Raw genomic sequence first — 25,554 nt, forward strand, 5'->3', positions numbered from 1 at the left:
AGCCGTGGCTGCCGCTTGGTGAGGCCCGCTGCAATGTCGCGGAGCAGCAGGACGATCCCAATTCGTTGCTGAACCTCTATCGCGAGCTGATCGCGCTGCGACGGCGGACACCATGCCTGACCTCAGGCGACTATATTCCGCTGCGGGCGCGCAACGATCTCCTGACTTATCTCCGCGTGCTGGGCCGGGATGAACTCGTTATCGTTCTCAATCTGGTCAACGAACCGCGGCGCTGGGAGTGCGAAGGCCCAGCGACCTGTCTGCTCTCGACCGATCGCCACCAACAGCGGCATGCGCTGAATGGCCCGGTTCAGTTGCAGGCGAATGAAGGTTTGATTGTCGCCCGGCGCCACACGTCAGGCTGAAGGCGCAGCCAGCGCGCCGCAGCCAGGATCGTCGTTGCGGCTCTATTCGGCGAGGCCGAGGGCCTTCAGATGCGCAGCACCGGCGCGGACATGGTCGTGGTTGCGCAGCTCAAGGATCAGACGGGGCTTAGAGGTCAGCTGGCCGAGCGCACGAAACACCGCGGCCCAGGGGATATTGCCCTCGCCCGGCGCCCAATGGCGGTCGCCATAGCCATCGGTGTCCTGCAGATGCACATGCGCCAGCATGTCGCCAGCTGCATCGACATAATGGTCGACCGGCGGTGCCCCGGTTGAATGATGCGCATAGTTGGCATGACCGGTGTCAAGCGAGACCCGCACCTTGGCGCTGCCGAGCGCCTTGGCCAGATGGACGCGATCCTTGGGATCCTTGTCCTCGATGTTCTCGATCACGATCTCGCAGCCAGCCTGCTCGGCGCGCGCGATCACGTCGCCAAGCGTCGCACGAACGCGCTCGATCAGGCCTTCGCGGTTCTCGCTATCGAGATTGTTGTAGTCCCAGGTCGTGTAGGGCGAGTGGATCACCATATGCGTCGCGCCGAGGAACTCGGCGACTTCGAGCCCCTGCAGCAGGCGCTTGGTCACGGCGCGGCGGATCAAGGGATCATGGCTGTCGATCTTGAATCCCCAGAACGGGCCGTGGATGCCGCGCCGCCCGGTGTGGCCGTCCAGCATGGCCTTGATGTCGCAAGCGATCGCGCGCCAGTCGCTATCGAGCACTTCGGCGCGGGAAAAATCCTGGATCTCGAGATCGCGCTGGCGTTCCAGCAGCCAGTCGCGATGCGCGGGGATGGATTTGATGGAGAGCGCAGCGCCGAGCACGAGCAGCGATTCGGACATGTCGTGGATTCCTTGGCCATCGTCTGCGACAGGCGTGAGCGCTAGCCCGGTTTGATGACGGTCCGGTGAAGAGGGGGCGGAGATGGCCGCGACCTATCAAGCCAGCACGTTTGAAGCAAGCATCCTTGGAGTAGTGAGATTGTCGGTCCCGCTACTTGACGTAGGCGAGGTTTTTGCAAGAATGCGGTAATTTCGTGTTGGAAATGGGGGCTGCCGTGCGGGCTGGACTTGCGATGTTGTTGTTCGTGCTGGTGGTGGCGCTGGTGTCGCCCGCTCAAGCGCGCGGTCCTTACGGCTCGATTTCGGCCGCGGGCTGGTCGGGCGGCGCCTATACCGACGACAAGACCGGCGCGTTCACCAGCTGCATCGCGAGCGCTAGCTACAAGAGCGGCATCACCTTCAGCGTCGTGGTGTCCAAGACCTATGAATGGGCGCTGGCCTTCATCCATCCGAGCTGGACACTGACACCAGGACAGAAATTCCCGATCGTGCTGAGCTTCGACGGCCGCAACACCTTCAATGTGGACGGCACCGTGTTCTCGACCAATATGGTCGCAGTGCCGATGCCGGTCGACTCCGCGCTGGTCAAGAGCTTTCGAGCGGCCAAAACCATGTCGGCCTTTGCGCAAGGCAATCTGTTTCAGTTCACCCTTGACGGCACCGCGGTGATGCTGCCTGCGCTGGTCTATTGTGCCAAGACGGTCAATCAAGGCGGCCTTGCGGCTGCGACCAATTTCATGGCGGGCGTCACGCGCGCCGCCGCCGTGCCGCATCAGCCGGCTCCGCCGCCGGTCACCGCGACGGCGAATGCGAAGCCGTCCAGGCCGCAGGGCGCTTCAGCTGAATTGCAGTTGGAGGCGATGCAGATCGCCTCGAATTTCATCCTCAAGGCAGCGCTGTCACATCCGTCGATCCTGGGTGGCGGCGAAAAGCCGGTGTGGTTGATGCCGGGCGGGGTGGCCTGGAAGGCCGACAACGCCACCGGTTTCGTTCGGATCGTGCCGCCCGAGCCCAATGTCGACGGACTGGAGGTCGCCGCCATCATCGTCGGCAACGATGCGCGGGACTGCAAAGGCAAGTTCATCTCCGCACGCAACAGCGAGCTGGTCGACAGCCAGGTCGTGTTCCGCGGCATGTCGTCATGCGAGGACAGCGAGAAGTCTGACATCACCGAGTACTTCATCTTCCCGCGCAAGGCCGGCGGCTTCGTTCTCTTCTCCGTGATCACGCCGACCAAGGCGTTGGGCCAACAGGCGCAGGGGCCGCAGCGTGATGAGGCCAATGCCGCCTTCCGCAAGGCGGCATACACCTCGATCGCGCAGTAGAGGAGTGGGCGAGGCCTGCTGCATTGTTGTCGTGTCGCGGAGGCCTCATGGTTCGAGACGGCGCTTCACGCCTCGTCACCGTGAGGGTCCATATATGAGCTCGCTGCGAAGCGGGCCTCATCCCGAGGAGCATCGCGGCGCGATGCGTTTCGAAGGATGAACCGAGAAAAAGATTCTCGAGCTGCTGACCTTGCACCCTATTTGCGCCTCGGCCGCCGCACCGCGCGCACCTTGCCGCTGCTGCCGCCGCCGCAATAGAACTGGTCGCCGCCGTCGGACTCCAGCCCGGACACCGTGATGCCCTCGGGCATGTCGAGCTGTTCGAGCACTTCGCCGCTCTGCGGATCGATGCGGCGCAACGCGCCGGCCTCATCTTCCCAGCTGCCGTGCCAGAGTTCGCCGTCGACCCAGGTCACGCCGGTGACGAAGCGGGTGCAGGGAATGGTGCGCAGGATCTTGCCCGTATCGGGATCGATCTGGTGGATCTTGCGCTCGCGATAGACGCCGACCCAGAGCGTTCCTTCCGCCCAGGCCATGCCGGAGTCGCCGCCACCACCCGGCGCCGGAATCGTCGCCAGCACCTTGCCGCTCGCGGGATCGATCTTCTGGATGCGGTTTTCGGCGAGCTGAAACAGATGCCGGCCGTCGAACGCGGTCCCGGCATGCGCGGGGACGTCGAGCGAACGCTGCACCGTGCCATCGGCCGGATCGAACGCCCTCAATGTCTCGCCGGCTGCGAACCAGACCTTCTGCCCGTCATAGGTGACGCCGCCGACCTGCCTGGTATCCGCGAACGGACCATATTCTCTGACGATCTCCGCTGCGCTTCGCTTCATCTGTCCGCTCCTGTCGTCTGCAATGCAGAAAGCCTATTCGCTCGGCAGCGACGCCGGGAGTAACAAGGTAGTCGCGAATCCCGGCAGCAGCGGGCAGGTCCAGCGCCGGGCGGGTCCGCGCCCGAACGCCTGCACCTTTCCGGCGAGCAGCAGCTCGTCAAGCGCCCGCTGCACGGTGCGCTGGCTGGCACCGAGCGCAAGCGACAGGCCGGAGCTCGACCAGGCCTCGCCATCGGCAAGACAGGCCAGGACGGCCGCATGCTCATCTTCGATCGGCTGCGTCAGCACCACCACCTCCTGCGCGCGGATCGGCAAAAGCGCAAAGCCTGCCTTGGTCGCGGTCACCTCGGCCAGCGGCTGCATGGCCTGTCGCAGCCGTCCGATTTCGACGCGCAGCCGCGCGCGATGCGATTCATCCGCTTCCTTGCCGCGGAACGCCTGCGCGATCAGCGTGCCGCGCGGCACGTCGCCCGGCCATGCCTCGGCCAGCGCGCGGGCAAGCGAAAACAGCACCGGCCGCCGGGCAAGCGGGACCACCAGGCGGCCGTGACGCATGGTCAGACGGCAGGCATCGACGACGAATGCATCGGAGCGGAGCAGCGCTTCGACGTCGGCAAGCTGCAACAGCTGTTCCCCGTCGCGCGAGATCAACCGTGCCGCGGGCGCGGTCAAGGCGCGCGACGCCTGTTCGATCTCGGCGATCAGTTCTTGGATGCCGGCACGCCGTGCCGCGTGCTCGGCACGTTCGAGCGCGGCGCGTGCGGCCTTGGTCTGCAGGCGCCGCATCGCCAGCCCTGCGACGATCAATTCGTAGACCGCCCGCGATGCCGGCGGCAGCGGTCCCGGATCGAGCGCGGCGAGGCGCTGCTCGGCCTCGTCGAGCTGGCCGATCAGGAGCAGCCGGCGGATCTCGAGGCTGCGTGCATGCGCGGCGTTCAGCCGGTCGCCATGCCTGTCGAGCGTCGCCCGCGCCGCCTCCAGCGCCTTGGTCGGCCAGCGCAGGTCGCGCGAGGCCAGCGCGATTTCGGCTTCGGCGACGATGCAGCGGGCGCGCGCCACCGCCTCGCTCGGGCCGAATGCGCCCGCTGCACGCCGCAGCAACGCCTTGGCGCGCACGAAATCACCGAGCCGCGCCATGGCAATGCCGCGCAGCGCCAGCGCGGGCGCATCCTCGCGCAGGGCCACCCGGTTCAGCGCGCCGAGCGCATCACCCGAAGCCAGCGCCAGCGCCGCAGCCGTAATCAGCGAGTCCATGCAAATCCCGCCACACTTGTAACTCTCACCCCTGTAGGGACCGATCCTAGTCTAGCTCGCGGTCAACACGCAAAGGATCACACCATGACCTCTCATCCGACCGGAACACGCGAAGACTGGCTGGCCGCTCGATTGGAGCTGCTGCAGGCCGAGAAGGAACTGACGCGGCAGAGCGATGCGCTGGCGCAGCGGCGGCAGGCGCTGCCCTGGGTGCGCGTCGACAAGGACTATCGCTTCGACACCGACGAGGGGCCGGCCTCGCTGCCGGACCTCTTCAACGGATGCTCGCAGCTCCTGGTCTACCATTTCATGTTCGGCCCGGACTTTGCTGCCGGCTGCCCCTCTTGCTCGATGATCGCCGACGGCTTCAACGGCTTCGCGGTGCATCTCGCCCATCACGACGTGATGCTGTGGGCGGTCTCGCGTGCGCCGCTGGCCAAGCTCAAAACCTATAAGAAGCGGATGGGCTGGACCTTTCCCTGGGCCTCCTCGGCCGGCAGCGATTTCAATTTCGACTTCAACGTCTCGATCACCGAGGACCAGCAGCGCAAGGGCGGCACCGAATATAATTATCAGCCGAGCCCCGCCCGCAGCGCGGCCGATGTGCCGCCTAAGGCGGCGCAGGTTGCGTCCACTTGCGGAACCGATGGCGCGACCTTCATGCGCGACCGTCCCGGCATGAGCGCGTTCGTGTGCGAAGATGGCGTCATCTACCACACCTATTCAGCCTATGCGCGCGGCCTCGACGGGCTGTGGGGCAGCTATCAATGGCTCGATCGGGCGCCCAAGGGACGCAACGAGAGCGGCATGTGGTGGCGCCGTCACGACGAGTATGGCGCGCACTGATAACGCAGACAGAGGCGGCCGATCGATGAAGCAATCGCCATTAAGAGACAGAGCAACTCCCGGCGTGGCCGATTGGCTGAGCCTCGCGGCCGCTCCGACCTTCGCGTTCATGGCGCTGGCGAGCGGCGTGCTCAGCACCGGCATGCCGGACCCGCTCTGCACAACCGCAGGACAAGGAATGACGATGAATCCGATGTTGCTGATGTACGTGCTGATGAGCGTCTTCCATCTCGGGCCCTGGCTCAGGCTGTTGGACCGATGGCGGATCGGCCGGCGCTTGATGACGGCTGCGGAGCGCTACCTGCCATGAAGCAGCGGCACCGGGCCGTTCCGTCGTGCGCCGAAGCTCAGGCCTCGGCCACGACCTTCAACGCCTCGGCCCGGATCTCTTCCACCAACCGTTCCTTGAGGGCGACGAATTCGGCCGAGGTCTTGACCTTGTAGGAGCGCGGATGCGGCAGCTCGATCTTGATGTCGGCCTTGATCCGCCCGGGCCGCGCGCTCATCACCAGCACACGACTGCCGAGGAAGATCGCTTCCTCGATGTCGTGGGTCACGAACAGCACCGTCTTGCGGTCGCGTTCCCAGATGCCGAGCAGCATTTCCTGCATCAGGACGCGGGTCTGGTTGTCGAGCGCGCCGAACGGCTCGTCGAGCAGCAGGATTTTCGGATCGTTGGCGAGCGCGCGCGCGATCGCGGTGCGCTGCTGCATGCCGCCGGAGAGCTGTTTCGGCCAGTGGTTGGCAAATCCGCTCAATCCGATCTGCTGGATGAAGCGATCGGCGATCTTGCCACGCTCGGTGTCTGGCACCCCGCGTTCGCGGAGGCCGAAAGCGATGTTGTCGCGCACGGTGAGCCAGGGGAACAACGTGTAGGACTGGAACACCATGCCGCGATCGGCGCCGGGGCCGGTTACCTCGCGGCCGTCGAGCAGCACGCGGCCGGACGTCGGTCGGTCGAGCCCGGCCACGATGCGCAGCAGCGTCGACTTGCCGCAGCCGGAGGGACCTAGGATGGTGACGAAATCATTGTCGCCGATCGCAAGATCGATCGGCTCCAGCGCGCGGGTTGGTGCATGACCGGCGCGGGCCGGGAAGGTGCGCGAGACCTGCGCGATGCGAAGCATGGTCATGCGAGCTTCCACGGGAACAGCCAGGCGTTGAACGCCTTGAACAGGAAGTCCGAGATCAGCCCGATCAGGCCGATCACGATGATGCCGAAGATGATCTGGCCGGTGTTGAGCAGCGCCTGGCTGTCGGTGATCATGTGGCCGATGCCGGACGACGATCCGATCAGTTCGGCGACGATCACATAGGTCCAGGCCCAGCCCAGCACCAGCCGAAGGATTTCGGCGATCTCCGGCGCGGCTGACGGCAGCAGCACGCGGCCGATGATGCCGCGGTCGCTGGCGCCGAGCGTATAGGCGGCTTCGACCAGATCGCGCCGGGTGTTGCCGACCGCGACCGTGATCATCAGGATGATCTGGAACACCGAGCCGATGAAGATGATCAGGAGCTTCTGCAATTCGCCGATCCCAGCCCACAGGATCAAGAGTGGAATGAAGGCGGACGCCGGCAGATAGCGCGCGAAGGAGACGAACGGCTCCAGGAACGCCTCGATCGGCTTGTAGGCGCCCATCAGGACCCCGATCGGCACTGCGATGGCCGCGGCCAGCACGAAGCCGCCGACCACGCGCCAGATCGTCATGCCGATATCGAACACGAAGCCATATTTCGCGAGCAGGTCCCAGCCCTCGTGCAGCATCGTCAGGGGATCGGCGAGGAAGGTCTTCGGCACATAGCCGCCGAACGTCGCCAGCGCCCATACGAGGACGAACAGCACGAAGAAGGCAAGGCCGAGCACCGTGCGGGAGGTCGTGCTGACGGGATCGAGAGGACGGATCACGAGAGAAGGGCTTTCTCAATGTGTAGGATGGGTAGAGCGAACAGGTCGGATCGTCCGACCCGTTCGCGAAACCATCGCTGCAAGGCTGAATTGATGGGTTTCGCTTCGCTCTACCCATCCTACGGATTCGTCACGACGCGTCCTACTTGATGAAGCTCGCGTCGTAGATGTCGTTGAGATCAGGCGCCTGCTTGATGATGCCGATCTCGAGCAGGAGCTCGGCCGCGTCCTTGTTGAAGCTCTTGAACTCGGTCTCGAAGAACTTCTGGTTGGCGGCCTTGTCCTGCCAGCGCAGATATTTCGCCGAATTCCCGAACTGCTCGGCCGATTGTTTGACGTCGGCGCCCATGATCTCGTAGGCCTTGGCCTGGTCCTTGGCGATCACGTCGAGCGCCTCGAAATAGCTGTCGGCCAGCGCCTTGGCCGCCTTCGGATTCTCGGCGAGGAATTTCGGCGTGCAGCCGAACGTGTCCATGACCATGGGATAGTCGAGCGTGGTGGCGATGATCTTGCCCTTGTCGGGGGCGGCGCGCACCGTCGACAGATACGGCTCGTAGGTCATCGCCGCGTCGTTCTGGCCGGAGACGAAGGCCTGCGCCGCTGCTGCGGGCTCCAGGTTCACCACCGTCACGTCCTTGACCGAGAGGCCGTTCTTCTTGAGCATCCAGGCCAGCGTGAAATAGGGCGCGGTGCCGGGCGCGGAGGCCGCGACCTGCTTGCCTTTAAGGTCCTTGATCGCGGCGATGTCGTTGCGCACGGCCATGCCGTCGGCGCCGTAGCTCTTGTCGAGCTGGAAGATCTGCTTGGTGGCGACTCCGTTGGCGTTCCAGGAAATCCAGGTCTCGACGGTCGTCGCTGCGCACTGGATGTCGCCCGAGGCGATCGCCAGATGGCGATCCTTCTGCGGGATCTTCTTCAAGGTGACGTCGAGGCCGTTCTTCTTGAAGATGCCGGCTTCCTTCGCCAGCGTCAGCGGCGCAAAGCCGGTCCATCCGGAAATGCCGACGCCGACTTTCACGTCGTCGGCATAAGCGGGTGCAGAGGCCAGGAGGGTGGTGGCCAGAGCGGCCGATATCGCGAGGGCCCCGAAGCTGCGCATCATCGTCGTCCTTTGCTGGTTGAGTGTGTCGTCCGTTGGTCCATGTGCGGCGTTCGCACAATCTGCAAAACGTGCTTGCAAGTCTCGTGCTGGAGGGTGGTCCGCATCGTCTCCTCTCAGCTCCCTTTGAAGCGCGCGACGAGCCGGTGCGACTCGCCGGGATAGATCAGCCGCACCGCGGTGATCGGCCGCGCCTTGCGCCAGGTGTGGCGCTCGATGACGAGGCAGGCCGCGCCGGTTGCGATATCGAGCGCCCCTGCCGTCGGCTTGTCGGCGACGATGGCGCTGATCGCGTGCTCGGCCTCGGTCCAGGGCACATGATGCAGCAGCCACGAGCCCGGCGGATCCGCCGCGAAATCCGCACTCGCCGCGCCGGGCACCGCTTCAAGATCGATCAAGCGGTCCTCGAGCGCGAACGGCACGCCGTCAGCGTTATGACGGCAGGTGATCGCAATTACCTTGCGCGCTCCCTTGACGCCCAATCGCTCGCGGTCGCCTGCATTCGCGCTACGCCGTGCGCGGCTGATCAGCTCATAGCCGTAAGCGCGGCCGAGCGTGGTGATCTCGGCGCGGATGTCGGGGGTCTTCAACACCGCCGACAGATATTGCGGCCGGCGTACGAAGGTGCCGGCGCGCCGGCGGCGTTCGATCAGGTCGGCCTGGGCAAGCTCGGACAGCGCCTTGTTGACGGTCATGCGCGAGCAGCGGTAGCGCGCCATGATCTCGTGCTCGAACGGAATGCGGTGCCCGGGCGGCCATTCGCCGGTCAGGATCCGCCGCTCAATGTCGAGCCGGATCTGCTTGTACAGCGTCGGCCGGCCCGACGATTCCGGCCTGCCGCGGCTTGCCGCAAGGCTCATGCGACCAGCCTCCGGATGGTCTCATTGAAAGCCGCGCGCGCCGTGTCGCGCAGCCGGTGGCGGCCGCGTTCGACCAGCTTGGTGCCACCGGCCCAGACGCAATCAATGGCGTCGTTCGATGTCGCGAAAATCCAGCCGTCGAGGATCGCGTCGCCCTTGCGGGCGGCGAGCGAGGGGTGCGTCATGTCCAGCGTGACAATGTCGGCGCGCGCGCCGACCTGCAGTCCGACACAGGTTTGCGCCAGCGCTTGCGCGCCGCCGGCGAGCGCCTGATCGAACAGCGCGCGCCCTGTCGAACGCGCGGAGCCGCCGGCGAGCACGTTGCGTTCGCGATGCGTCAGCCGCTGGGCATATTCGAGCTGGCGCAATTCGTCGGTGATGCCGATAAGCACGTTGGAGTCGCTGCCGATGCCGAAACGCCCGCCGGCCGCGAGAAAGTCCCGCGCCGGGAAGATGCCGTCGCCGAGGCTGGCTTCGGTGACCGGGCACAGACCGGCGACCGCGCCGCGCGCGGCCAGAGTAGTCGTCTCATCAGGCGTCATATGGGTGGCATGGATCAGGCACCAGCGCCCGTCGATGTCGGCATTATCGAGCAGCCATGCGACAGGCCGCTGGCCCGACCAGGCCAGAGAGTCTTCGACCTCCTTCACCTGCTCCGCAGTATGGATGTGGATCGGGCCCCCTTCGGCGAGCGGGAGAAGCGTCTTCAGCTCATCGGGGGCAACGGCGCGCAGGCTATGCGGCGCAATGCCGATATTGGTGCCCGGCATCGCACTGATGGCCTGGCGCGATGCCGCGAGCAGCTTTGCGAACTGATCGACGTTGCAGATGAAGCGGCGTTGACCCTCATGCGGCGCAGCGCCGCCGAATCCGCCATGCGCGTAGAAGCTCGGCAACAGGGTCAGGCCGATCCCGGATGTCTGCGCCGCGCTCGCGATCCGGGTCGCCATCTCCGCAATGTCGGCGTAGGGACTGCCGTCGCGGTCGTGATGCAGATAATGGAATTCGCCGACGCGGGTGAAGCCGCGCTCCAGCATCTCGACATAGAGCAGCGTCGCGACGTCGGCGACATCGTCTGGGGTCATCGCGAGCGCGAAGCAATACATCGTCTCACGCCAGGTCCAGAACGTATCGGTGGACTCGCCGCGCAGTTCGGCCAATCCCGCCATGCCGCGCTGGAATGCATGGCTGTGCAGGCTGGCGATACCAGGGATCGCCAGCGCGTGCCGTTCATCATTGCCGCCCGGCGCCGCGCCAACCGTCACGCCCATGATGAGACCATCGGTCACCGTGAGCTGCACGTCATCGGCCCAGCCCGAAGGGAGCAGTGCGGATGCGAAGTGCAAGGACGCCATTGTCGAAGCCCGCTGGACAGATCGGTCGAGGCGAGATTATGTATAGACATATGGCCCCGTCAAGCTTTCGTGATCCCGGGAGGCAGCATGGCCGAGCGTTTCGATCGGATCTGGCACAATGCGCGGCTCGCGACCTTGCGGGAAGATCTGCCCGGGCTCGGACTGGTCGAGAACGGGGTGATCGCGGCGCGTGAGGGGCGCATCGCCTTTGCCGGCGCGCGTGCAGATTTCCCGGTCGATGCCGATGCGCCGGAGCGGATCGATTGTGAGGGACGCTGGATCACGCCCGGTCTCATCGATTGCCACACGCACCTCGTCTATGGCGGCGACCGCGCGCATGAGTTCGAGCTGCGGCTGAAGGGCGCGAGCTATGAGGAGATCGCCCGCGCCGGCGGCGGCATCGTCTCCACCGTTGCGGCGACGCGCGCGGCGAGCGAGGCCGAACTAATTGCCGCCGCGCTGCCGCGGCTTGATGCGCTGCTCGGTGAAGGCGTCACCACGATCGAGATCAAGTCCGGTTATGGGCTGAACACGGAGACGGAGCTGCGCCAGCTCGCGGCTGCTCGTGCGCTCGCGAACGAGCGGGCAGTTGCGATCCGCACCACCTTCCTCGGCGCGCACGCCTTGCCTGCAGAGGCCGGCGGCGACAAGGACCGCTACATCGATCTCGTCTGCCAGGAGATGCTGCCCGCTGTCGCCAGCGCGGGGCTTGCCGATGCCGTCGATGCGTTCATGGAAGGTATCGCCTTTTCCGGCACACAGACCGCGCGCGTCTTCCGCGCGGCGAAGGCGCTGGGCCTGCCGGTCAAACTGCATGCGGACCAATTGTCCAATCTCGGCGGCGCCAAGCTGGCGGCGGATTTCGGCGCGCTCTCGGCCGACCATCTCGAACATACCGATGCCGACAGCGCGGCGGCAATGGCCCGGGCCGGAACCGTGGCCGTGCTGTTGCCCGGTGCCTACTATTTCATTCGCGAGACGCACAGGCCGTCCATCGATCTGTTCCGTGCGCACGGCGTGCGACTGGCGCTCGCGACCGACTGCAATCCCGGCACCTCGCCGCTCACCTCGCTGCTGCTCGTCGTGAACATGGCGGCGACCTTGTTCCGGATGACGGTCGACGAATGCCTGGCCGGCGTGACGCGGGAGGGAGCGCGCGCGCTCGGCCTGCTCGGTGAGACCGGGACGCTCGAAGCCGGCAAGTGGTGCGATCTCGCGATCTGGGACATCGGCCGTCCCGCCGAGCTGGTCTATCGCATCGGCTTCAATCCGCTGCAGCGCCGGGTGTGGAGAGGGCAATGACAGCCATCATTGTGACGCCGGGCCGCGTCAGCTTCAGTGAGCTCGTGCCGGTGCTCGTCGCTGGTGCGAGCATCGAGCTCGACCCGTCATCTTGGCCGGCTGTCGACGCAGCGGCCGCGATCGTGACCGAGGCCGCGCAGGGCCGTGAGCCCATCTACGGAATCAATACGGGTTTCGGCAAGCTGGCGTCCAAGCGGATTCCGTCCGATCAGACCACGGCTCTCCAGCGCAACCTGATCCTGTCGCATTGCTGTGGCGTCGGCGCACCGACACCCGAGCCGATCGTGCGGCTGATGATGGCGCTGAAGATCGTCTCGCTCGGCCGCGGCGCCTCCGGCGTGCGTCGTGCCATCATCGAACAATTGCAGGCGATGCTGGCGCGGGGCGTCTATCCGCTGGTGCCGCAGCAGGGGTCGGTCGGCGCCTCCGGCGATCTTGCGCCGCTTGCGCATATGGCGGCGGTGATGATCGGCGAGGGCCAAGCCATCGTCGATGGCCGGATCGTTTCGGGGCGCGAGGCGTTGGCCGCCGCGGGGTTGTCGCCGCTCACGCTCGGGCCGAAGGAGGGGCTGGCGCTGATCAACGGCACCCAGTTCTCGACCGCCTATGCGATCGCAGGCCTTATCCGCGCGCATGATCTCGGGTGTGCGGCACTGGTTACGGGCGCGCTGTCGGTCGATGCGGCGATGGCCTCGACCGCGCCATTCCGGCCCGAGATCCAGGCGCTGCGCGGGCATGCCGGGCAGATCGCCGCGGGCGCGATCCTGACAGAGCTGTTGAACGGCAGCGCCATCCGCATGTCGCATCTCGAGGGCGACGAGCGCGTGCAGGATCCGTATTGCCTGCGCTGTCAGCCGCAGGTGACCGGCGCCGCACTCGACGTCTTTGCGCAGGCCGCGCGCACGCTTGTCGGCGAAGCCAACGCCGTCACCGACAATCCACTGGTGCTGGTCGACACCGGCGAGATCGTTTCCGGCGGCAATTTTCACGCCGAGCCGGTGGCCTTCGCAGCGGATCAGATCGCGCTGGCATTGTCCGAGATCGGCGCCATCAGCGAGCGCCGGATCGCGACGCTGGTGGACCCTGCGCTCAATTTCGGCCTGCCGCCGTTCCTCACTTCGGAACCCGGGCTCAATTCCGGCTTCATGATCGCCGAGGTCACGGCGGCGGCGCTGTTCGCCGAGAACAAGCAGCGCGCGCTGCCGTGCTCGATCGATTCCACGCCGACCAGCGCCAACCAGGAAGATCATGTCTCGATCGCCGCGCATGCCGCGCGACGATTGCTCGACATGTGCGACAATCTCGCGCAGATCCTCGGCATCGAGCTTCTGGTCGCGGCCCAAGGAATCGAGCTGCGCGCGCCGCATGCAACGAGCGCTGCGCTCGCCGCCGTCATCGCTGCCTTGCGCGCCAAGGTGCCGCCGCTCGGCAGCGATCGCTACATGGCCGACGATATCGCCAAGGCCGGCGCACTGGTCGCAAGCTGTGCCTTACTGGCTGCTGCGGCCCGCGCGCTCGGCCGCGACCCGTTCCCCAAGCTTTGATGAGAGGGATTTTTGTCATGAACCGACGCCTCGACAATGAGCGGGTGATCCGCGCACCTGTTGGCAGCGAGATCAGCGCCAAGAGCTGGCTGACCGAAGCGCCGCTGCGCATGCTCATGAACAATCTCGATCCCGATGTCGCCGAGAAGCCGAGCGAGCTGATCGTCTATGGCGGCATCGGCCGCGCCGCGCGCGACTGGGAGAGTTTTGATCGCATCGTTGCTTCCTTGCGGAGGCTCGAGGCCGACCAGACCCTGGTGGTGCAGTCAGGCAAGCCGGTCGGCATCTTCCGCACCCATCCGGACGCACCGCGCGTGCTGATCGCGAATTCGAACATCGTGCCGCATTGGGCGACGCTCGATCATTTCAACGCGCTCGATAAACTCGGCCTGATGATGTACGGCCAGATGACCGCGGGCTCCTGGATCTATATCGGCAGCCAGGGCATCGTGCAGGGCACCTACGAGACCTTCGTCGAGGTCGGCCGCCGACATTATGGCGGCGATCTCGCCGGCAAGTGGATTCTCACCGCCGGCCTCGGCGGCATGGGCGGCGCGCAGCCGCTCGCCGCGACCATGGCGGGCGCCTCGATGCTGGCGGTCGAGTGCCAGCCGAGCCGCATCGAGATGCGGCTGCGCACCGGCTATCTCGACCGTCAGGCGGCCACGCTCGACGAGGCTCTGGCGCTGATGGCCGAGGCTGCAAAGACCAAGAAGCCGGTCTCGGTCGGCCTGCTCGGCAACGCCGCGGAGATCTTCCCCGAACTCGTCCGTCGCGGCGTGCGGCCGGACGTCGTGACCGACCAGACCAGCGCACATGATCCGATCAACGGGTATCTGCCGAAAGGCTGGACTCTCGCGCAGTGGGAGGCCAAACGCGCCAGCGATCCCAAGGCGGTCGAACTGGCGGCAAAGACGTCGATGGTCGGGCACGTCCAGGCGATGCTGGACTTTCACAGCCGCGGCGTGCCGACGCTCGACTATGGCAACAACATCCGCCAGATGGCCAAGGACATGGGCCTTGCCAACGCTTTCGATTTTCCCGGCTTTGTCCCGGCCTATATCAGGCCGCTGTTCTGCCGCGGCATCGGCCCGTTCCGCTGGGCCGCACTCTCGGGCGATCCCGAGGACATCTTCAAGACCGACGCCAAGGTGAAGGAGCTGTTGCCCGAGAACAAGCACCTGCACAATTGGCTCGACATGGCGAAGTCACGCATCAAGTTCCAGGGCGTGCCGGCGCGGATCTGCTGGGTCGGGCTCGGCGATCGCCATCGTCTGGGTGTCGCCTTCAACGAGATGGTGGCACGAGGCGAACTGAAGGCGCCGATCGTGATCGGCCGCGATCATCTCGATAGTGGCTCGGTCGCGAGCCCGAACCGCGAGACCGAGGCGATGCGCGACGGCTCGGATGCGGTATCCGACTGGCCGCTGCTCAACGCGCTCCTGAATTGCGCAAGCGGCGCGACCTGGGTGTCGCTGCATCATGGCGGCGGCGTGGGCATCGGCTATTCCCAGCATGCCGGCATGGTGATCGTGGCCGATGGCACGCCAGATGCCAAGCAACGGCTGGAGCGCGTGCTCTGGAACGATCCGGCCAGCGGCGTCATGCGTCATGCCGACGCAGGCTACGACGAGGCGATCGCATGTGCGCGCGAGAAGGAGCTCGATCTGCCGAGTCTGGGCGCGTGATGCAATGGCCTGCGGGTGGTCATTCGCCCGGAAAGCGTGCGTGCTGGGGCAGGTCGTCTGTGATGTCGTGCCACGGCGCCTTTGAAACGACGAACATGTGCATCGACGGACGGATGCTCGGGGCATCGACCAGCGTGCCCATGGTGACATGGGCATAGGCACCGTCGCGGACGACGGAGAAGAGCAGGGATCCGCAGCGCCGGCAGTGCACGTCATGCGCGGCGGAAGCATCGCCGTAGATCAAGGTGGCGTCGGCCCCTGCCGCGATCGCGAGATGTTCGCGCCGGATGCCGGCAAAGGGCTTGAACGCTGATCCAGTCGCCCGCCGACAGTCGCTGCAATGACAGTTCATGGCATATTCGAAGGCGTCCGCGACCTGATAGCAAACGGTGCCGCAGAGGCACCGACCCGTCAGGCGGCGTGATGGAGGCCGTGCCGCGTCAGTCATCATGATGCCCTACGAAGGTCCGCGCTGCACCGATCCTAGCACGGTGCGGCGGACGAGGATCGAGCTGATCAAGGCGCAGGAACAGCTGCTCGGCGGGGCGAACCGCGCGAACGCGCGTGAAACTGTCTCGACCTGCCGAGCCTGGAATGATGATGACCTGATGACATCGGGGCCGCCGCGGCGGATGGAACCCGGCCGGAGAGATGATGCGCATCCTCCAACCCGCCCGATCGGGCAGGGTGCGGTCGATTTCGAGCGCCGAATGCGTGATGGCGTGTTATGCTTCCCGTAAGATTCCGGGGGAATGTGTGTCGATGTGTACCAGCTGCTCGTTGTCTGCCACGCCACAGCGAACCGACAGTTCTGCTGGATTTAAGAGGACGCTCAACATCTTAACGCTCAGCCTTGCAGCCGCTTTGGTGGGCTGCGGGGAACAGAAGCCGCAGCCGCAGGCAGCTGCTGCCCCGCCGGTCACCGTGGCCCAGCCGGTCAAGCGCACCGTCACCGACTGGGACGAGTTCACGGGCCGCTTCGACGCGATGGAGGAGGTGCAGGTGCGCGCCCGCGTCGGCGGTTACGTCACCTCGATCGAGTTCCAGGACGGTGCGATCGTCCACGCCGGCGATCTGCTCTATGTGATCGATTCCAGGCCGTTCGAGGCGGTGGCCGAGCAGGCGGAGGGGCAACTCGCGGACGCCAGGGCCAAGACCGAGCTGGCGCGGCGCGAATTCGACCGTGCAACGACCCTCAACCAAACCCAGGCGGTCTCCGACTCCGTCGTTGACCAGCGCCGTCAGGCGCTGCAATCGGCGCAGGCCGCCGAGACCCAGGTCGAAGGCGTGATGAAGGCAGCCAAGCTGAACGTCGAATTCACCCACGTGCTGGCGCCGATCACCGGCCGGATCAGCCGGCACCTGGTCAGTGCCGGCAATCTCGTGCAGGGCAGCGACACCGGCACCTCGACGCTGCTGACCTCGATCGTCACGCTCGACCCGATCTACATCTATTTCGACATGGACGAGGCGACCTACCAGAAGAACTCGCGGCTGTGGTTCGAGGGCAAGCGGCCGAGCTCGCGCGACACGCCGAACCCGGTGCAGGTCACGCTGACCGGCGAGACCAAGCCGTCACATGACGGCACCGTCAACTTTCTCGACAACCGGCTGGACGTCTCGACCGGCACGCTGCGCAGCCGCGCCGTGATCCAGAACAAGGACCTCTCGATTCTGCCCGGGCAGTTCGGCCGCGTTCGCCTGATCGGCTCCCTGCCTTATGAGGCGCTGCTGATTCCGGACACCGCTGTCGCTACCGACCAGTCGCGCAAGATCGTCTTTGTGGTCAAGGCCGATGACACCGTCGAGGCTCGCGCGGTCGTGCTCGGGCCGCTGGATGATGGCCTGCGCGTGATCCGCGAAGGGCTGAAGGCGGAGGATCGCGTCATCATCGATGGCATCCAGCGCGCGCGGGTGGGTGCCAAGGTGGCGCCGCATCCGGCTGCGAGCGGCACGTAACGGCGACAAGTCATAGGCGCAAACTCATGAATCTCGGGCGGCTCTCCATCAACCAGCCCATCCTGGCGATGGTGCTGTCGATCGTGCTCCTGATCGTAGGTGCGATCGCCTATCCGACCTTGCCGGTCTCGGAATATCCGCAAGTTGTGCCGCCGACCGTGGTGGTCACCACGCAATATCCCGGCGCCTCCGCGCAGACCGTCTCCGACACGGTGGCTGCGCCGATCGAGCAGGAGATCAACGGCGTCGACGACATGCTGTATCTCTACAGCCAGGCGACCTCGAACGGCCAATTGAACATCACCGTCACCTTCAAGCTTGGCACCGATCTCGACAAGGCCCAGGTGCTGGTGCAGAACCGCGTCGCCATCGCGCAGCCGCGGCTGCCGGAGGAGGTGCAGCGCAACGGCGTCGTCACGCGCAAGAACAGCCCCGACCTGATGATGGTCGTGTTCATGCTGTCGCCGGACGACACCTTCGACCAGACCTATATTTCGAACTACGCGCTGCTGCAGGTGCGCGATCAGTTGCTCCGCCTCGACGGCGTCGGCGACATCACGATCTTCGGCGCGCGCGACTATTCGATGCGGCTGTGGCTCGATCCCGACAAGATCGCCAATCTCGGCATGACGGCAGGGGAGGTGGTCGCGGCGGTCCGCGCCCAGAACCTGCAGATCACGGGTGGGCAGATCGCCTCACCGCCGATCGCCGACCGCGCCTTCCAGCCGAACCTGACGTTCACCGGCCGGCTCAAGGAGCCACAGCAGTTCGAGGATATCGTCGTCAAGGCCGGCGCCGACGGACGCACCGTGCGGCTGCGCGATGTGGCCAGGATCGAGCTCGGGGCGCTGGACTTCTCCACCAATGGCTTCCTGCTCAGGAAGTCTGCGGTGGCGCTGCTGGTGTTTCAGCGTCCGGGCTCGAATGCGCTCGCCACCGCCAAGCGCATCTCAGATACGATGGTGGGCCTGAAGGCCAATTTCCCGAAGGGCCTCGACTACAATATCGGGTACAACCCGACCGAATTCATCGCCCAGTCCGTCAGCGAACTGGTGAAGACCATCTACGAGGCGATGGCGCTGGTCGTCATCGTGGTTCTGGTGTTCCTGCAGGGCTGGCGGCCGGCGATCATTCCGATCGTTGCGATCCCGGTGTCGCTGGTCGGCACTTTCGCCGTGATGGCCGCCCTCGGCTTCTCGATCAACAATCTCACTCTGTTCGGCCTGGTGCTGGCGGTCGGCATCGTGGTGGACGATGCGATCGTGGTGGTCGAAAATGTCGAACGCCATCTCGAGCATGGCCTGAGCAGGCGGGATGCGGCGCTCAAGACGATGGAGGAGGTCGGCGGCGCGCTGGTCTCGATCGCGCTCGTGCTCTGCGCCGTGTTCGTGCCGACTGCGTTCCTCGGCGGCATTTCGGGGCAGTTCTTCCAGCAATTCGCCGTCACCATCGCGGTCGCGACCGCGATCTCCTGCTTCTGCTCGCTGACGCTGTCGCCGGCGCTCGCGTCGCAGATCCTGCAGCCGCATGGCGAGCGACGCCCGCCGGCGCGCTGGAATCTGATCGCGCGCGGTTGGGACGCCTTCACCGGTCTGTTCAACCGGATCTTCGATCGTCTGTCGCACGGCTATGCGCGCGTCGCTGGCTTCGTCATCCGGCATTCGGTGGTGATGCTGCTGGTCTATGCGCTGCTGATCGGCAGCGCCGGATGGCTGCTGGCGACGACGCCGCAAGGCTTCATTCCGGCGCAGGATCGCGGCTACGTCATCGTGTCCGTGCAATTGCCCGGTGCGGCCTCGCTGGCGCGCACCACCGAGATTGTGCGCAAGATCGAGAACATTGCTTTGGCCACCCCGGGCGTCGTGCGGGTTCCGGCGCTGGCGGGTCTGTCGGGCGCCACACGCACGCAGGCGAGCAACTCTGCGGCACTGTTTCCCGTGTTCGACGAGCCAGAGGTTCGTGCCAAGAAGGGGCTGACCGCCACGGCGATCACGGCCGAGCTGCGCAAGCGCCTTGCGGGAATCGAAGGCGCGTTCATCATCGTGATCCCGCCGCCCGCGGTGCCGGGCATCGGCACCGGCGGCGGCTTCACCATGCGTATCCAGGACCGGCAGGGACGCGGTAGCGAGCTGCTTGCCGCAGCGACGGACGAGCTGGTGGGGGCGGCGCGGAAGGCGCCGGGATTGACCGCGGTGTTCTCGCCCTACAGCGCCAACACCCCGCAGGTTTTTGTCGACATCGATCGGGTCAAGGCCGAGAAGCTCGGCGTGCCGATCGCGAACATCACCGATACCATCGAGACCTATTTCGGCTCGACCTATGTCAACGACTTCAACCTGTTCGGCCGCACCTATCACGTCACCGCGCAAGCCGACCTGCCGTTCCGCAAGGAGACCGCGGATCTGGCACGGCTGCGCACGCGCAACGCGGCCGGCGACATGGTCATGCTCGGCAGCGTGGTCGATTTCAAGGATGTCGCAGGCCCCGACCGCGTCGCCCGCTACAATCTCTATCCGTCGTCGGAGGTGCAGGGTGATACCTTGCCCGGCGTGAGCTCGGCGACGGCGATCAACATCATGAAGCGGTTGGCCGATGAGACGCTGCCGAGCGGCTTCGGCTACGAGTGGACCGACCTGTCGTTTCAGCAGGTGAACGGCGCCAGCGCCGGTCTCTACGTGTTTCCGATCTGCGTGCTGTTCGTCTATCTGGTGCTCGCCGCGCAATATGGCAGCTGGACCCTGCCGTTTGCCGTGATCCTGATCGTGCCGATGTGCCTGTTGGCCGCAACGATCGGCGTCCGCATCATGGGCCAGGATATCAATATCCTGACCCAGATCGGCTTCGTGGTGCTGGTCGGGCTTGCCGCCAAGAATGCCATCCTGATCGTCGAGTTCGCCCGCGACATCGAGAACGAAGGCCGCGAGCGGCTCGATGCCGTGATCGAGGCCTGCCGGCTGCGACTGCGGCCAATCCTGATGACCTCCTTCGCGTTCATTCTCGGCGTGCTGCCGCTGGTGATCTCGACGGGCTCCGGCTCGGAGATGCGCCAGGCGGTCGGCGTCGCCGTGTTCTTCGGCATGCTCGGCGTCACGCTGTTCGGTCTCATGTTCACGCCGATCTTCTACGTGGTGGTGCGCAATCTCGCCGAGGGCCGGGAACGCAAGAAGCCGGTAGCGGTTTGAACTCGGCCGTGGTGCGGCTCTGGAGGGTAGGATCGCGCGCCGCCCGGTGCTAAGAGCTTCCTTCCGCGGGAAGACCGCAGGTTGGCCGAGGGAGATAGCCGGATGACCAAGGGCGGAAATGTTGCGAAGGCGGCCGTGCTGGCTTTGGTGCTTGTGGCAGGCACGGTGGTGCGGGCCGATGCCGCGCAGTGCGGCAATGGGCCGGGCGGCTTCGAAACCTGGAAGCAACAGTTCGGCGAGGAGGCCCGCGCCAAGGGCATCGGGGCGAGCGCGATCGGCGCGCTGATGCAGACCAACTACGCATCCGCCACCATCGCCGCCGATCGCAGCCAGCGCAGCTTCGGCCTGTCGCTCGATCAGTTCCTGGCCAAGCGCGGTGCCGCCGGCATCGTCGCGCGCGGCCGCGCGATGAAGCAATCGCATGCGGCCTTGTTCGCCTCGATCGAGCAGCGCTATGGCGTGCCGCCTGGCCCCTTGATCGCGATCTGGGGCATGGAGACGGCGTTCGGCAGCCAGCGCGGCAATCAGCACATGCTGTCCTCGATCGCGACGTTGGCCTATGACTGCCGGCGTCCGGAATTCTTCACCGATCAGCTCTATGCCGCGCTCAAGCTGATCGATCGCGGCCAGCTGTCGCCGTCGCAGCGCGGCTCGATGCATGGCGAGGTTGGGCAGACCCAGTTCATGCCGAAGACGATCTTGAACTACGGCACTGGCAATCTCGACAACGCCGCCAATGCGTTGATGTCCACGGCGAACTTCCTGCATGCCAATGGCTGGCGCTCCGGCGCCGGCTATCAGCCGGGCGAGCCGAACTTTGCCGCGATCGAAGCCTGGAACGCCGCGGGCGTCTATCAGAAGGCGATCGCGCTGATGGGCCGGCAGATCGACGGCGGCGGCTCCGCCGCGGAGCGGTAACAGGGGCGGCGTTAGGTTACGGTCGCGTTAAGCCACGAGTGGTCATCAGCAACGTCATTGTGAGGAGCGATAGCTCCGAAGCAATCCAGTCTTCCTTCTTGGCTCTGGATTACTTCCGCCGTTGCCCTTCGGGCTATGGCGGACAAAGTCGCTTCGCTCGCAATGGCCATTGAAAAAAGCGGCGCCTCGTTTCCGAAGCGCCGCTCTTGTTAGTACGATTGATCAGCTAGTAGCTGCTGCGCTCACGCCTTCAGGTCGAAGCGGTCGAGGTTCATCACCTTGGTCCAGGCCGCGACGAAGTCCTTCACGAACTTCGCCTTGGCATCCGAGCTCGCATAGACCTCGGCGAGCGCGCGCAGTTGCGAGTGGGAGCCGAAGATCAGGTCGGCGCGGGTCGCAGTCCACTTGACTGCGCCGGTGGCGCGATCGCGGCCTGAGGTGTGCTCGCCCTGATCGACCGGCTGCCAGGCGGTGCTCATGTCGAGCAGATTGACGAAGAAGTCGTTACTGAGCGTCTCCGTCTGCTTGGTGAACACGCCGTGCTTGGAGCCATCGGCATTGGTGCCGAGCATGCGCATGCCGCCGACCAGGGCCGTCATCTCCGGCGCCGTGAGCGTGAGGAGCTGGGCCTTGTCGACCAGCAGCTCTTCGCCCGACAGCCACTGCGTGCCGGCCAGATAGTTGCGGAAGCCGTCTGCCTTCGGCTCCAGCACCGCAAACGACTCGACGTCAGTCTGCGCCTCGGAGGCATCGGCGCGACCCGGTGCGAACGGCACCTTCACGTCCACACCGGCCTTCTTGGCCGCCGCTTCCACCGCGGCATTGCCGCCGAGCACGATCAGGTCCGCGATCGAGACCTTCTTGCCGCCGGCTGCCGTCGCGTTGAAGTCCGCGGCGATGCCTTCAAGGCTCTTCAGCACCTTTGCAAGCTCCGCCGGCTGGTTGACGGCCCAGTCCTTTTGCGGCGCGAGGCGAACGCGCGCGCCATTGGCGCCGCCACGCTTGTCGGAGCCGCGGAAGGTCGACGCCGACGCCCAGGCCGCCGAGACCAGCTGCGAGATCGAAAGACCCGAGGCCAGGATCTTGGCCTTGAGCGCCGCGGCATCGTTCTCGTCGATCAGCGCGTGATCGACGGCCGGCAGCGGATCCTGCCAGATCAGGTCTTCCTTCGGCACCAGCGAGCCGAGGTAGCGCACCTTCGGGCCCATGTCGCGATGGGTCAGCTTGAACCAGGCGCGGGCGAAGGCATCGGCGAACTGATCCGGGTTCTCGTAGAAGCGGCGCGAGATCTTCTCGTAGGCCGGATCGAAGCGCAGCGCGAGATCGGTGGTCAGCATCGACGGCGTGTGACGCTTCGACGGATCGTGCGCGTCCGGCACGGTGCCAGCGCCAGCGCCGTGCTTGGGCTTCCACTGGTGCGCGCCGGCCGGGCTCTTGGTCAGCTCCCATTCATAGCCGAACAGGTTCCAGAAGAAGTTGTTGCTCCACTTCGTGGGCGTCGTGGTCCAGATCACTTCGAGACCTGACGTGATGGTGTCACCGGCCTTGCCCGAAGCATATTTGCTGGCCCAGCCGAGGCCCTGTTCGGCCATGTCTGCACCTTCCGGCTCAGCACCGACCAGCGTGGCATCGCCGGCGCCGTGGGTCTTGCCGAAGGTATGGCCGCCCGCGATCAGAGCCACCGTCTCCTCGTCGTTCATGGCCATGCGGGCGAACGTCTCGCGGATGTCGCGCGCGGCCGCGAGCGGATCGGGGTTGCCGTTCGGCCCCTCCGGGTTGACGTAGATCAGGCCCATCTGGACCGCGCCGAGATTGCCGGCGAGCTCACGGTCGCCGCTGTAGCGCTCGTCCGCGAGCCATTTGCCTTCCGGCCCCCAATAGATGTCCTCGTCGGGCTCCCAGGTGTCGGGACGACCGCCGCCGAAGCCGAACGTCTTGAAGCCCATCGACTCCAGCGCGACGTTGCCGGTGAGGATGAAGAGGTCGGCCCAGGAGATCTTCTGGCCGTATTTCTGCTTGATCGGCCAGAGCAGCCGGCGCGCCTTGTCAAGGTTGGCGTTGTCAGGCCAACTGTTGAGCGGGGCAAAGCGCTGCTGCCCGCGTCCGCCGCCGCCGCGGCCATCGCCGATGCGATAGGTGCCGGCTGCGTGCCACGCCATGCGGATGAACAGCGGCCCGTAATGACCGAAGTCGGCCGGCCACCACGCTTGCGAATCCGTCATCAGGGCCTTGAGGTCCTTGATCACGGCATCGAGGTCGAGGCTCTTGAACTCCTTGGCATAGTCGAACGCCTCGCCCAGCGGGTTGGAGAGGTTCGAATGCTGATGCAGGACCGAGAGGTCGAGCTGGTTCGGCCACCATTCCTTGTTGGTGAATCCCTTCGAGCCGCCCGAAAACGGGCACTTGCTGACGTCGTCCATCGTTGCCTCCTGCCGTGCTGTAGATGGTTTCCCTGGCTTGGGTGGGCGCACTCTAAGGAGCTTGCGCCATCAGGGGAAATCGAGATTGATGATCGGAAGGATAAGAATTTCTGATGATGATTCTGTGATGGTTTTAGGACGCTTGTTCCCTTGAGCCTTCTGGCTGTTGGCTTTGTCCTGACGTCGTCCCCCAATTCTCGCCACCGCCTGAGCGTCTGGGTTCGGAACCTGGGTTCGGGCCGGACCGCGCCAAAAGCGATGCTGCAGAGGCACAAAATGATCCTGAAATGATTGAGATGCGGGGCGTTTCTGGTCGATTGATGATGCCTTCATCAGCACCGAGTCATCCCCTTCGTTCGTAGATGCGTCCGCCATTCGCTCGGCTGCGCAAACGCGATCGGATTGCATGACCGTCGGGGCTCCGCCAGCAATCCGTTGGCGCGCAACTCCTTAAGCCGGACCATTTGCCGGGGAGAATTTCAATGGAACCGTTGCGGTCGTTCTTGGCGCTCAACCGAAAGGTTTCACGGGCGATCACCCCCGACCATTTTCATGAGGCGAATGTCTTTGCCGCCTATCATAAGATAGGAGCCATCCTGTTATCCCATCCAGATACCAAAATCGTGCTCGATGTCGGGGCGGGACAACAGTGGCATTTTCCGAAGCATTACAAGACCTGGTACAGCATCAAGCTCATTGGGCTTGACATCGATGGCGCCGAAATGGCGGACAACCCGCTGCTCGATGAGAAGATCGAATGCGATGCAGTCGCGCAGATCCCGATTCCTGCAGGCAGTGTCGATCTTGTCATGATCAGCTCTGGCATTGAGCACTTCAGCGACAATCAACGGTTTCTCAACAATGCGTTCGACGTGTTGCGGCCCGGTGGATATTTGATCGCCCAGTTTCCGGGAAGGTATGCGCCGTTCGCCGTGGCCAACAGGCTGCTGCCCAAATCGGCCTCGAAAAGACTGCTGGCGACGGCGATGGGCGAGACCGCCGAGCACCTTGGCTTTGTTGCGCACTATGACAGGACGAACTATTCCGCCTTCCGTAAAATGGTGCACGCCTCCGGCTTTAAGGCCGTCTACCATCTGCCAGGCTACAACAGCAGCTCCTATCTTGAATTCTTTCTGCCTTTCTACATGATCTCATACCTGTACGACAGCACGTTGCATGCCATAGGCCTGAGAGATCTCGCAGCTTATAATCTCTGGGTGTTGAGAAAGCCGGGAGAAGGCGATTTACAGGAATTCAAGCTCTACGCCTGGAAATGACTGTCGCGCGACAAGCGTCTTTTTCGAAACTGGTTCGACCACCTCTAGCTGAGCGTCGATGATCCCGGTTGCGTGGGCGGAGCGGGGTGGCGGTCATTATCGCGGGTCTCGGGAACATGACCCCTCTCGATCAAGCTTGAAGGACGCACCAATCGTTTGCCGGCGGTGGCAAGAAAGCGGATCAGCAAACCCAAGAAATAGCCGCCCTGGAGAATGGCTTCCGCGGCGAGGACAATTATCACCGTAGTTTCAAGACTTGCTCCTCGAGCGACCGAGAAGACGACCGCCGCGAAAGGCACGAGGATGATGATTGGCAAAAGCACTTTCCATCGGAACACCAGCCCGATGGCAGTTCCCAGCAATGCCAGTCCAACGGCAAAATATATCATATGAGTGCCCCTCGAGATCGAGCCCACGAGGCGGCGCGCATCTCCATTTGGTCGATTGTCGAGAAATGATCGGGGACCAATTCGGCTCTGCTCCAGGCATCGGCGACAGCGAAAGCGCGACAAGCTTACGTGAGATTCGGAACTTGCAGAAGTGCCGTGCAAACGGCCCTC

The 25,554-nt window shown here is 64.9% G+C and carries 23 protein-coding genes; 11 read left to right on the forward strand and 12 right to left on the reverse strand.

What is annotated here, in order from left to right; genetic code table 11:
• Window positions 1–365: DUF3459 domain-containing protein (locus BRAS3843_RS29950; RefSeq protein ID WP_035983281.1), on the forward strand; the 365-nt coding region annotated here is incomplete at its 5' end.
• Window positions 366–407: 42 nt separating this feature from the next.
• Here BRAS3843_RS29950 and BRAS3843_RS29955 read toward each other — a convergent pair.
• Complete coding sequence (locus tag BRAS3843_RS29955; RefSeq protein ID WP_008972910.1) at window positions 408–1,223, reverse strand: sugar phosphate isomerase/epimerase family protein; 816 nt, start codon at window positions 1,221–1,223, stop codon at window positions 408–410.
• 233 nt (window positions 1,224–1,456) lie between these two features.
• Between BRAS3843_RS29955 and BRAS3843_RS29960 the strand changes: the two genes are divergently transcribed.
• On the forward strand, window positions 1,457–2,548 hold the full coding sequence (locus BRAS3843_RS29960) for a hypothetical protein (protein WP_085967048.1): 1,092 nt from the start codon (window positions 1,457–1,459) through the stop codon (window positions 2,546–2,548).
• Window positions 2,549–2,745: 197 nt separating this feature from the next.
• On the opposite strand, the gene BRAS3843_RS29965 is transcribed toward BRAS3843_RS29960, so the two are convergent.
• Together BRAS3843_RS29965 and BRAS3843_RS29970 are read right to left on the reverse strand one after the other, a co-directional pair.
• Window positions 2,746–3,384: a PQQ-binding-like beta-propeller repeat protein gene (locus tag BRAS3843_RS29965; protein WP_008972912.1), complete on the reverse strand. Its 639-nt coding sequence runs from the start codon at window positions 3,382–3,384 to the stop codon at window positions 2,746–2,748.
• 33 nt (window positions 3,385–3,417) lie between these two features.
• The gene (locus BRAS3843_RS29970; RefSeq protein WP_008972913.1) at window positions 3,418–4,638 is read right to left on the reverse strand and encodes a hypothetical protein; all 1,221 of its coding nucleotides are present in this window, start codon (window positions 4,636–4,638) and stop codon (window positions 3,418–3,420) included.
• Between the two features lie 84 nt (window positions 4,639–4,722).
• Between BRAS3843_RS29970 and BRAS3843_RS29975 the strand changes: the two genes are divergently transcribed.
• A complete protein-coding gene (locus BRAS3843_RS29975; RefSeq protein WP_035983285.1) occupies window positions 4,723–5,484 on the forward strand; it encodes a DUF899 domain-containing protein in 762 nt (253 codons plus the stop codon).
• A 64-nt stretch (window positions 5,485–5,548) separates the two neighbouring features.
• The gene (locus tag BRAS3843_RS29980; RefSeq protein ID WP_008972915.1) at window positions 5,549–5,794 is read left to right on the forward strand and encodes a hypothetical protein; all 246 of its coding nucleotides are present in this window, start codon (window positions 5,549–5,551) and stop codon (window positions 5,792–5,794) included.
• A gap of 37 nt (window positions 5,795–5,831) precedes the next feature.
• On the opposite strand, the gene BRAS3843_RS29985 is transcribed toward BRAS3843_RS29980, so the two are convergent.
• From BRAS3843_RS29985 to BRAS3843_RS30005, 5 genes are all read right to left on the reverse strand, one after another.
• Complete coding sequence (locus tag BRAS3843_RS29985; protein WP_008972916.1) at window positions 5,832–6,617, reverse strand: ABC transporter ATP-binding protein; 786 nt, start codon at window positions 6,615–6,617, stop codon at window positions 5,832–5,834.
• A complete protein-coding gene (locus BRAS3843_RS29990) occupies window positions 6,614–7,387 on the reverse strand; it encodes an ABC transporter permease (protein WP_085967049.1) in 774 nt (257 codons plus the stop codon). The genes BRAS3843_RS29985 and BRAS3843_RS29990 overlap by 4 nt, the downstream gene beginning before the upstream one ends.
• 145 nt (window positions 7,388–7,532) lie before the next feature.
• Window positions 7,533–8,489, reverse strand: a complete 957-nt coding sequence (locus tag BRAS3843_RS29995; RefSeq protein ID WP_008972918.1) for an ABC transporter substrate-binding protein — start codon at window positions 8,487–8,489, stop codon at window positions 7,533–7,535.
• A gap of 116 nt (window positions 8,490–8,605) precedes the next feature.
• Window positions 8,606–9,349: a histidine utilization repressor gene (gene hutC / locus BRAS3843_RS30000; RefSeq protein ID WP_008972919.1), complete on the reverse strand. Its 744-nt coding sequence runs from the start codon at window positions 9,347–9,349 to the stop codon at window positions 8,606–8,608.
• On the reverse strand, window positions 9,346–10,704 hold the full coding sequence (locus BRAS3843_RS30005) for a formimidoylglutamate deiminase (protein ID WP_008972920.1): 1,359 nt from the start codon (window positions 10,702–10,704) through the stop codon (window positions 9,346–9,348). Before BRAS3843_RS30005 ends, hutC begins: the two co-directional genes overlap by 4 nt.
• 87 nt (window positions 10,705–10,791) lie before the next feature.
• On the opposite strand from BRAS3843_RS30005, the gene hutI reads away from it, so the two are divergent.
• Genes hutI through hutU form a run of 3 tightly spaced genes read left to right on the forward strand, consistent with a single transcriptional unit; the run spans window position 10,792 to window position 15,238 of the window.
• The gene (hutI, locus tag BRAS3843_RS30010) at window positions 10,792–12,006 is read left to right on the forward strand and encodes an imidazolonepropionase (RefSeq protein ID WP_008972921.1); all 1,215 of its coding nucleotides are present in this window, start codon (window positions 10,792–10,794) and stop codon (window positions 12,004–12,006) included.
• Complete coding sequence (hutH, locus tag BRAS3843_RS30015) at window positions 12,003–13,550, forward strand: histidine ammonia-lyase (RefSeq protein WP_008972922.1); 1,548 nt, start codon at window positions 12,003–12,005, stop codon at window positions 13,548–13,550. The genes hutI and hutH overlap by 4 nt, the downstream gene beginning before the upstream one ends.
• A gap of 17 nt (window positions 13,551–13,567) precedes the next feature.
• Window positions 13,568–15,238, forward strand: coding sequence for a urocanate hydratase (hutU, locus tag BRAS3843_RS30020; RefSeq protein WP_008972923.1), 1,671 nt, complete (start codon window positions 13,568–13,570; stop codon window positions 15,236–15,238).
• A gap of 19 nt (window positions 15,239–15,257) precedes the next feature.
• On the opposite strand, the gene BRAS3843_RS30025 is transcribed toward hutU, so the two are convergent.
• Window positions 15,258–15,686: a GFA family protein gene (locus BRAS3843_RS30025; RefSeq protein ID WP_008972924.1), complete on the reverse strand. Its 429-nt coding sequence runs from the start codon at window positions 15,684–15,686 to the stop codon at window positions 15,258–15,260.
• 416 nt (window positions 15,687–16,102) lie between these two features.
• Here BRAS3843_RS30025 and BRAS3843_RS30035 point away from each other — a divergent pair, with 416 nt between their 5' ends.
• The 3 genes from BRAS3843_RS30035 to BRAS3843_RS30045 all read left to right on the forward strand — a co-directional run bounded on the left by BRAS3843_RS30035 (window position 16,103) and on the right by BRAS3843_RS30045 (window position 21,297).
• Window positions 16,103–17,197, forward strand: coding sequence for an efflux RND transporter periplasmic adaptor subunit (locus tag BRAS3843_RS30035; protein WP_035983295.1), 1,095 nt, complete (start codon window positions 16,103–16,105; stop codon window positions 17,195–17,197).
• Window positions 17,198–17,223: 26 nt separating this feature from the next.
• Entirely contained in the window at window positions 17,224–20,379 is a 3,156-nt protein-coding gene (locus BRAS3843_RS30040) for a multidrug efflux RND transporter permease subunit (protein ID WP_008972926.1), read from the forward strand.
• A 102-nt stretch (window positions 20,380–20,481) separates the two neighbouring features.
• On the forward strand, window positions 20,482–21,297 hold the full coding sequence (locus BRAS3843_RS30045) for a lytic murein transglycosylase (RefSeq protein ID WP_008972927.1): 816 nt from the start codon (window positions 20,482–20,484) through the stop codon (window positions 21,295–21,297).
• 242 nt (window positions 21,298–21,539) lie between these two features.
• Here the strand turns inward: BRAS3843_RS30045 and katG are convergent, their stop codons facing one another.
• Together katG and BRAS3843_RS41010 are read right to left on the reverse strand one after the other, a co-directional pair.
• Entirely contained in the window at window positions 21,540–23,717 is a 2,178-nt protein-coding gene (gene katG, locus BRAS3843_RS30050; protein WP_008972928.1) for a catalase/peroxidase HPI, read from the reverse strand.
• A gap of 69 nt (window positions 23,718–23,786) precedes the next feature.
• Window positions 23,787–24,125, reverse strand: coding sequence for a hypothetical protein (locus BRAS3843_RS41010; protein ID WP_008972929.1), 339 nt, complete (start codon window positions 24,123–24,125; stop codon window positions 23,787–23,789).
• A 74-nt stretch (window positions 24,126–24,199) separates the two neighbouring features.
• Between BRAS3843_RS41010 and BRAS3843_RS30055 the strand changes: the two genes are divergently transcribed.
• Window positions 24,200–24,994 (forward strand): methyltransferase domain-containing protein, encoded by a 795-nt coding sequence (locus tag BRAS3843_RS30055; RefSeq protein WP_008972930.1) that lies wholly within the window; start codon window positions 24,200–24,202, stop codon window positions 24,992–24,994.
• A 44-nt stretch (window positions 24,995–25,038) separates the two neighbouring features.
• Here BRAS3843_RS30055 and BRAS3843_RS30060 read toward each other — a convergent pair whose 3' ends face one another.
• Entirely contained in the window at window positions 25,039–25,383 is a 345-nt protein-coding gene (locus tag BRAS3843_RS30060; RefSeq protein WP_008972931.1) for a hypothetical protein, read from the reverse strand.
• Between the last annotated feature and the right edge of the window lie 171 nt (window positions 25,384–25,554).

The sequence above is a fragment of the Bradyrhizobium sp. STM 3843 genome, assembly GCF_000239815.1.
Lineage (GTDB): Bacteria > Pseudomonadota > Alphaproteobacteria > Rhizobiales > Xanthobacteraceae > Bradyrhizobium.

Coding starts and splice junctions, on each gene's coding strand:
- BRAS3843_RS29970 (WP_008972913.1), bottom strand. CDS start 4,638: ATGGACTCGCTGATTACGGCTGCGGCGCTGGCGCTGGCTTCGGGTGAT.
- BRAS3843_RS29965 (WP_008972912.1), bottom strand. CDS start 3,384: ATGAAGCGAAGCGCAGCGGAGATCGTCAGAGAATATGGTCCGTTCGCG.
- BRAS3843_RS30040 (WP_008972926.1), top strand. CDS start 17,224: ATGAATCTCGGGCGGCTCTCCATCAACCAGCCCATCCTGGCGATGGTG.
- BRAS3843_RS30060 (WP_008972931.1), bottom strand. CDS start 25,383: ATGATATATTTTGCCGTTGGACTGGCATTGCTGGGAACTGCCATCGGG.
- BRAS3843_RS41010 (WP_008972929.1), bottom strand. CDS start 24,125: ATGCAATCCGATCGCGTTTGCGCAGCCGAGCGAATGGCGGACGCATCT.
- BRAS3843_RS29995 (WP_008972918.1), bottom strand. CDS start 8,489: ATGCGCAGCTTCGGGGCCCTCGCGATATCGGCCGCTCTGGCCACCACC.
- hutI (WP_008972921.1), top strand. CDS start 10,792: ATGGCCGAGCGTTTCGATCGGATCTGGCACAATGCGCGGCTCGCGACC.
- BRAS3843_RS29955 (WP_008972910.1), bottom strand. CDS start 1,223: ATGTCCGAATCGCTGCTCGTGCTCGGCGCTGCGCTCTCCATCAAATCC.
- BRAS3843_RS30025 (WP_008972924.1), bottom strand. CDS start 15,686: ATGACTGACGCGGCACGGCCTCCATCACGCCGCCTGACGGGTCGGTGC.
- hutC (WP_008972919.1), bottom strand. CDS start 9,349: ATGAGCCTTGCGGCAAGCCGCGGCAGGCCGGAATCGTCGGGCCGGCCG.
- BRAS3843_RS29975 (WP_035983285.1), top strand. CDS start 4,723: ATGACCTCTCATCCGACCGGAACACGCGAAGACTGGCTGGCCGCTCGA.
- hutH (WP_008972922.1), top strand. CDS start 12,003: ATGACAGCCATCATTGTGACGCCGGGCCGCGTCAGCTTCAGTGAGCTC.
- BRAS3843_RS30005 (WP_008972920.1), bottom strand. CDS start 10,704: ATGGCGTCCTTGCACTTCGCATCCGCACTGCTCCCTTCGGGCTGGGCC.
- BRAS3843_RS29985 (WP_008972916.1), bottom strand. CDS start 6,617: ATGACCATGCTTCGCATCGCGCAGGTCTCGCGCACCTTCCCGGCCCGC.
- BRAS3843_RS29960 (WP_085967048.1), top strand. CDS start 1,457: ATGTTGTTGTTCGTGCTGGTGGTGGCGCTGGTGTCGCCCGCTCAAGCG.
- hutU (WP_008972923.1), top strand. CDS start 13,568: ATGAACCGACGCCTCGACAATGAGCGGGTGATCCGCGCACCTGTTGGC.
- BRAS3843_RS30045 (WP_008972927.1), top strand. CDS start 20,482: ATGACCAAGGGCGGAAATGTTGCGAAGGCGGCCGTGCTGGCTTTGGTG.
- katG (WP_008972928.1), bottom strand. CDS start 23,717: ATGGACGACGTCAGCAAGTGCCCGTTTTCGGGCGGCTCGAAGGGATTC.
- BRAS3843_RS30055 (WP_008972930.1), top strand. CDS start 24,200: ATGGAACCGTTGCGGTCGTTCTTGGCGCTCAACCGAAAGGTTTCACGG.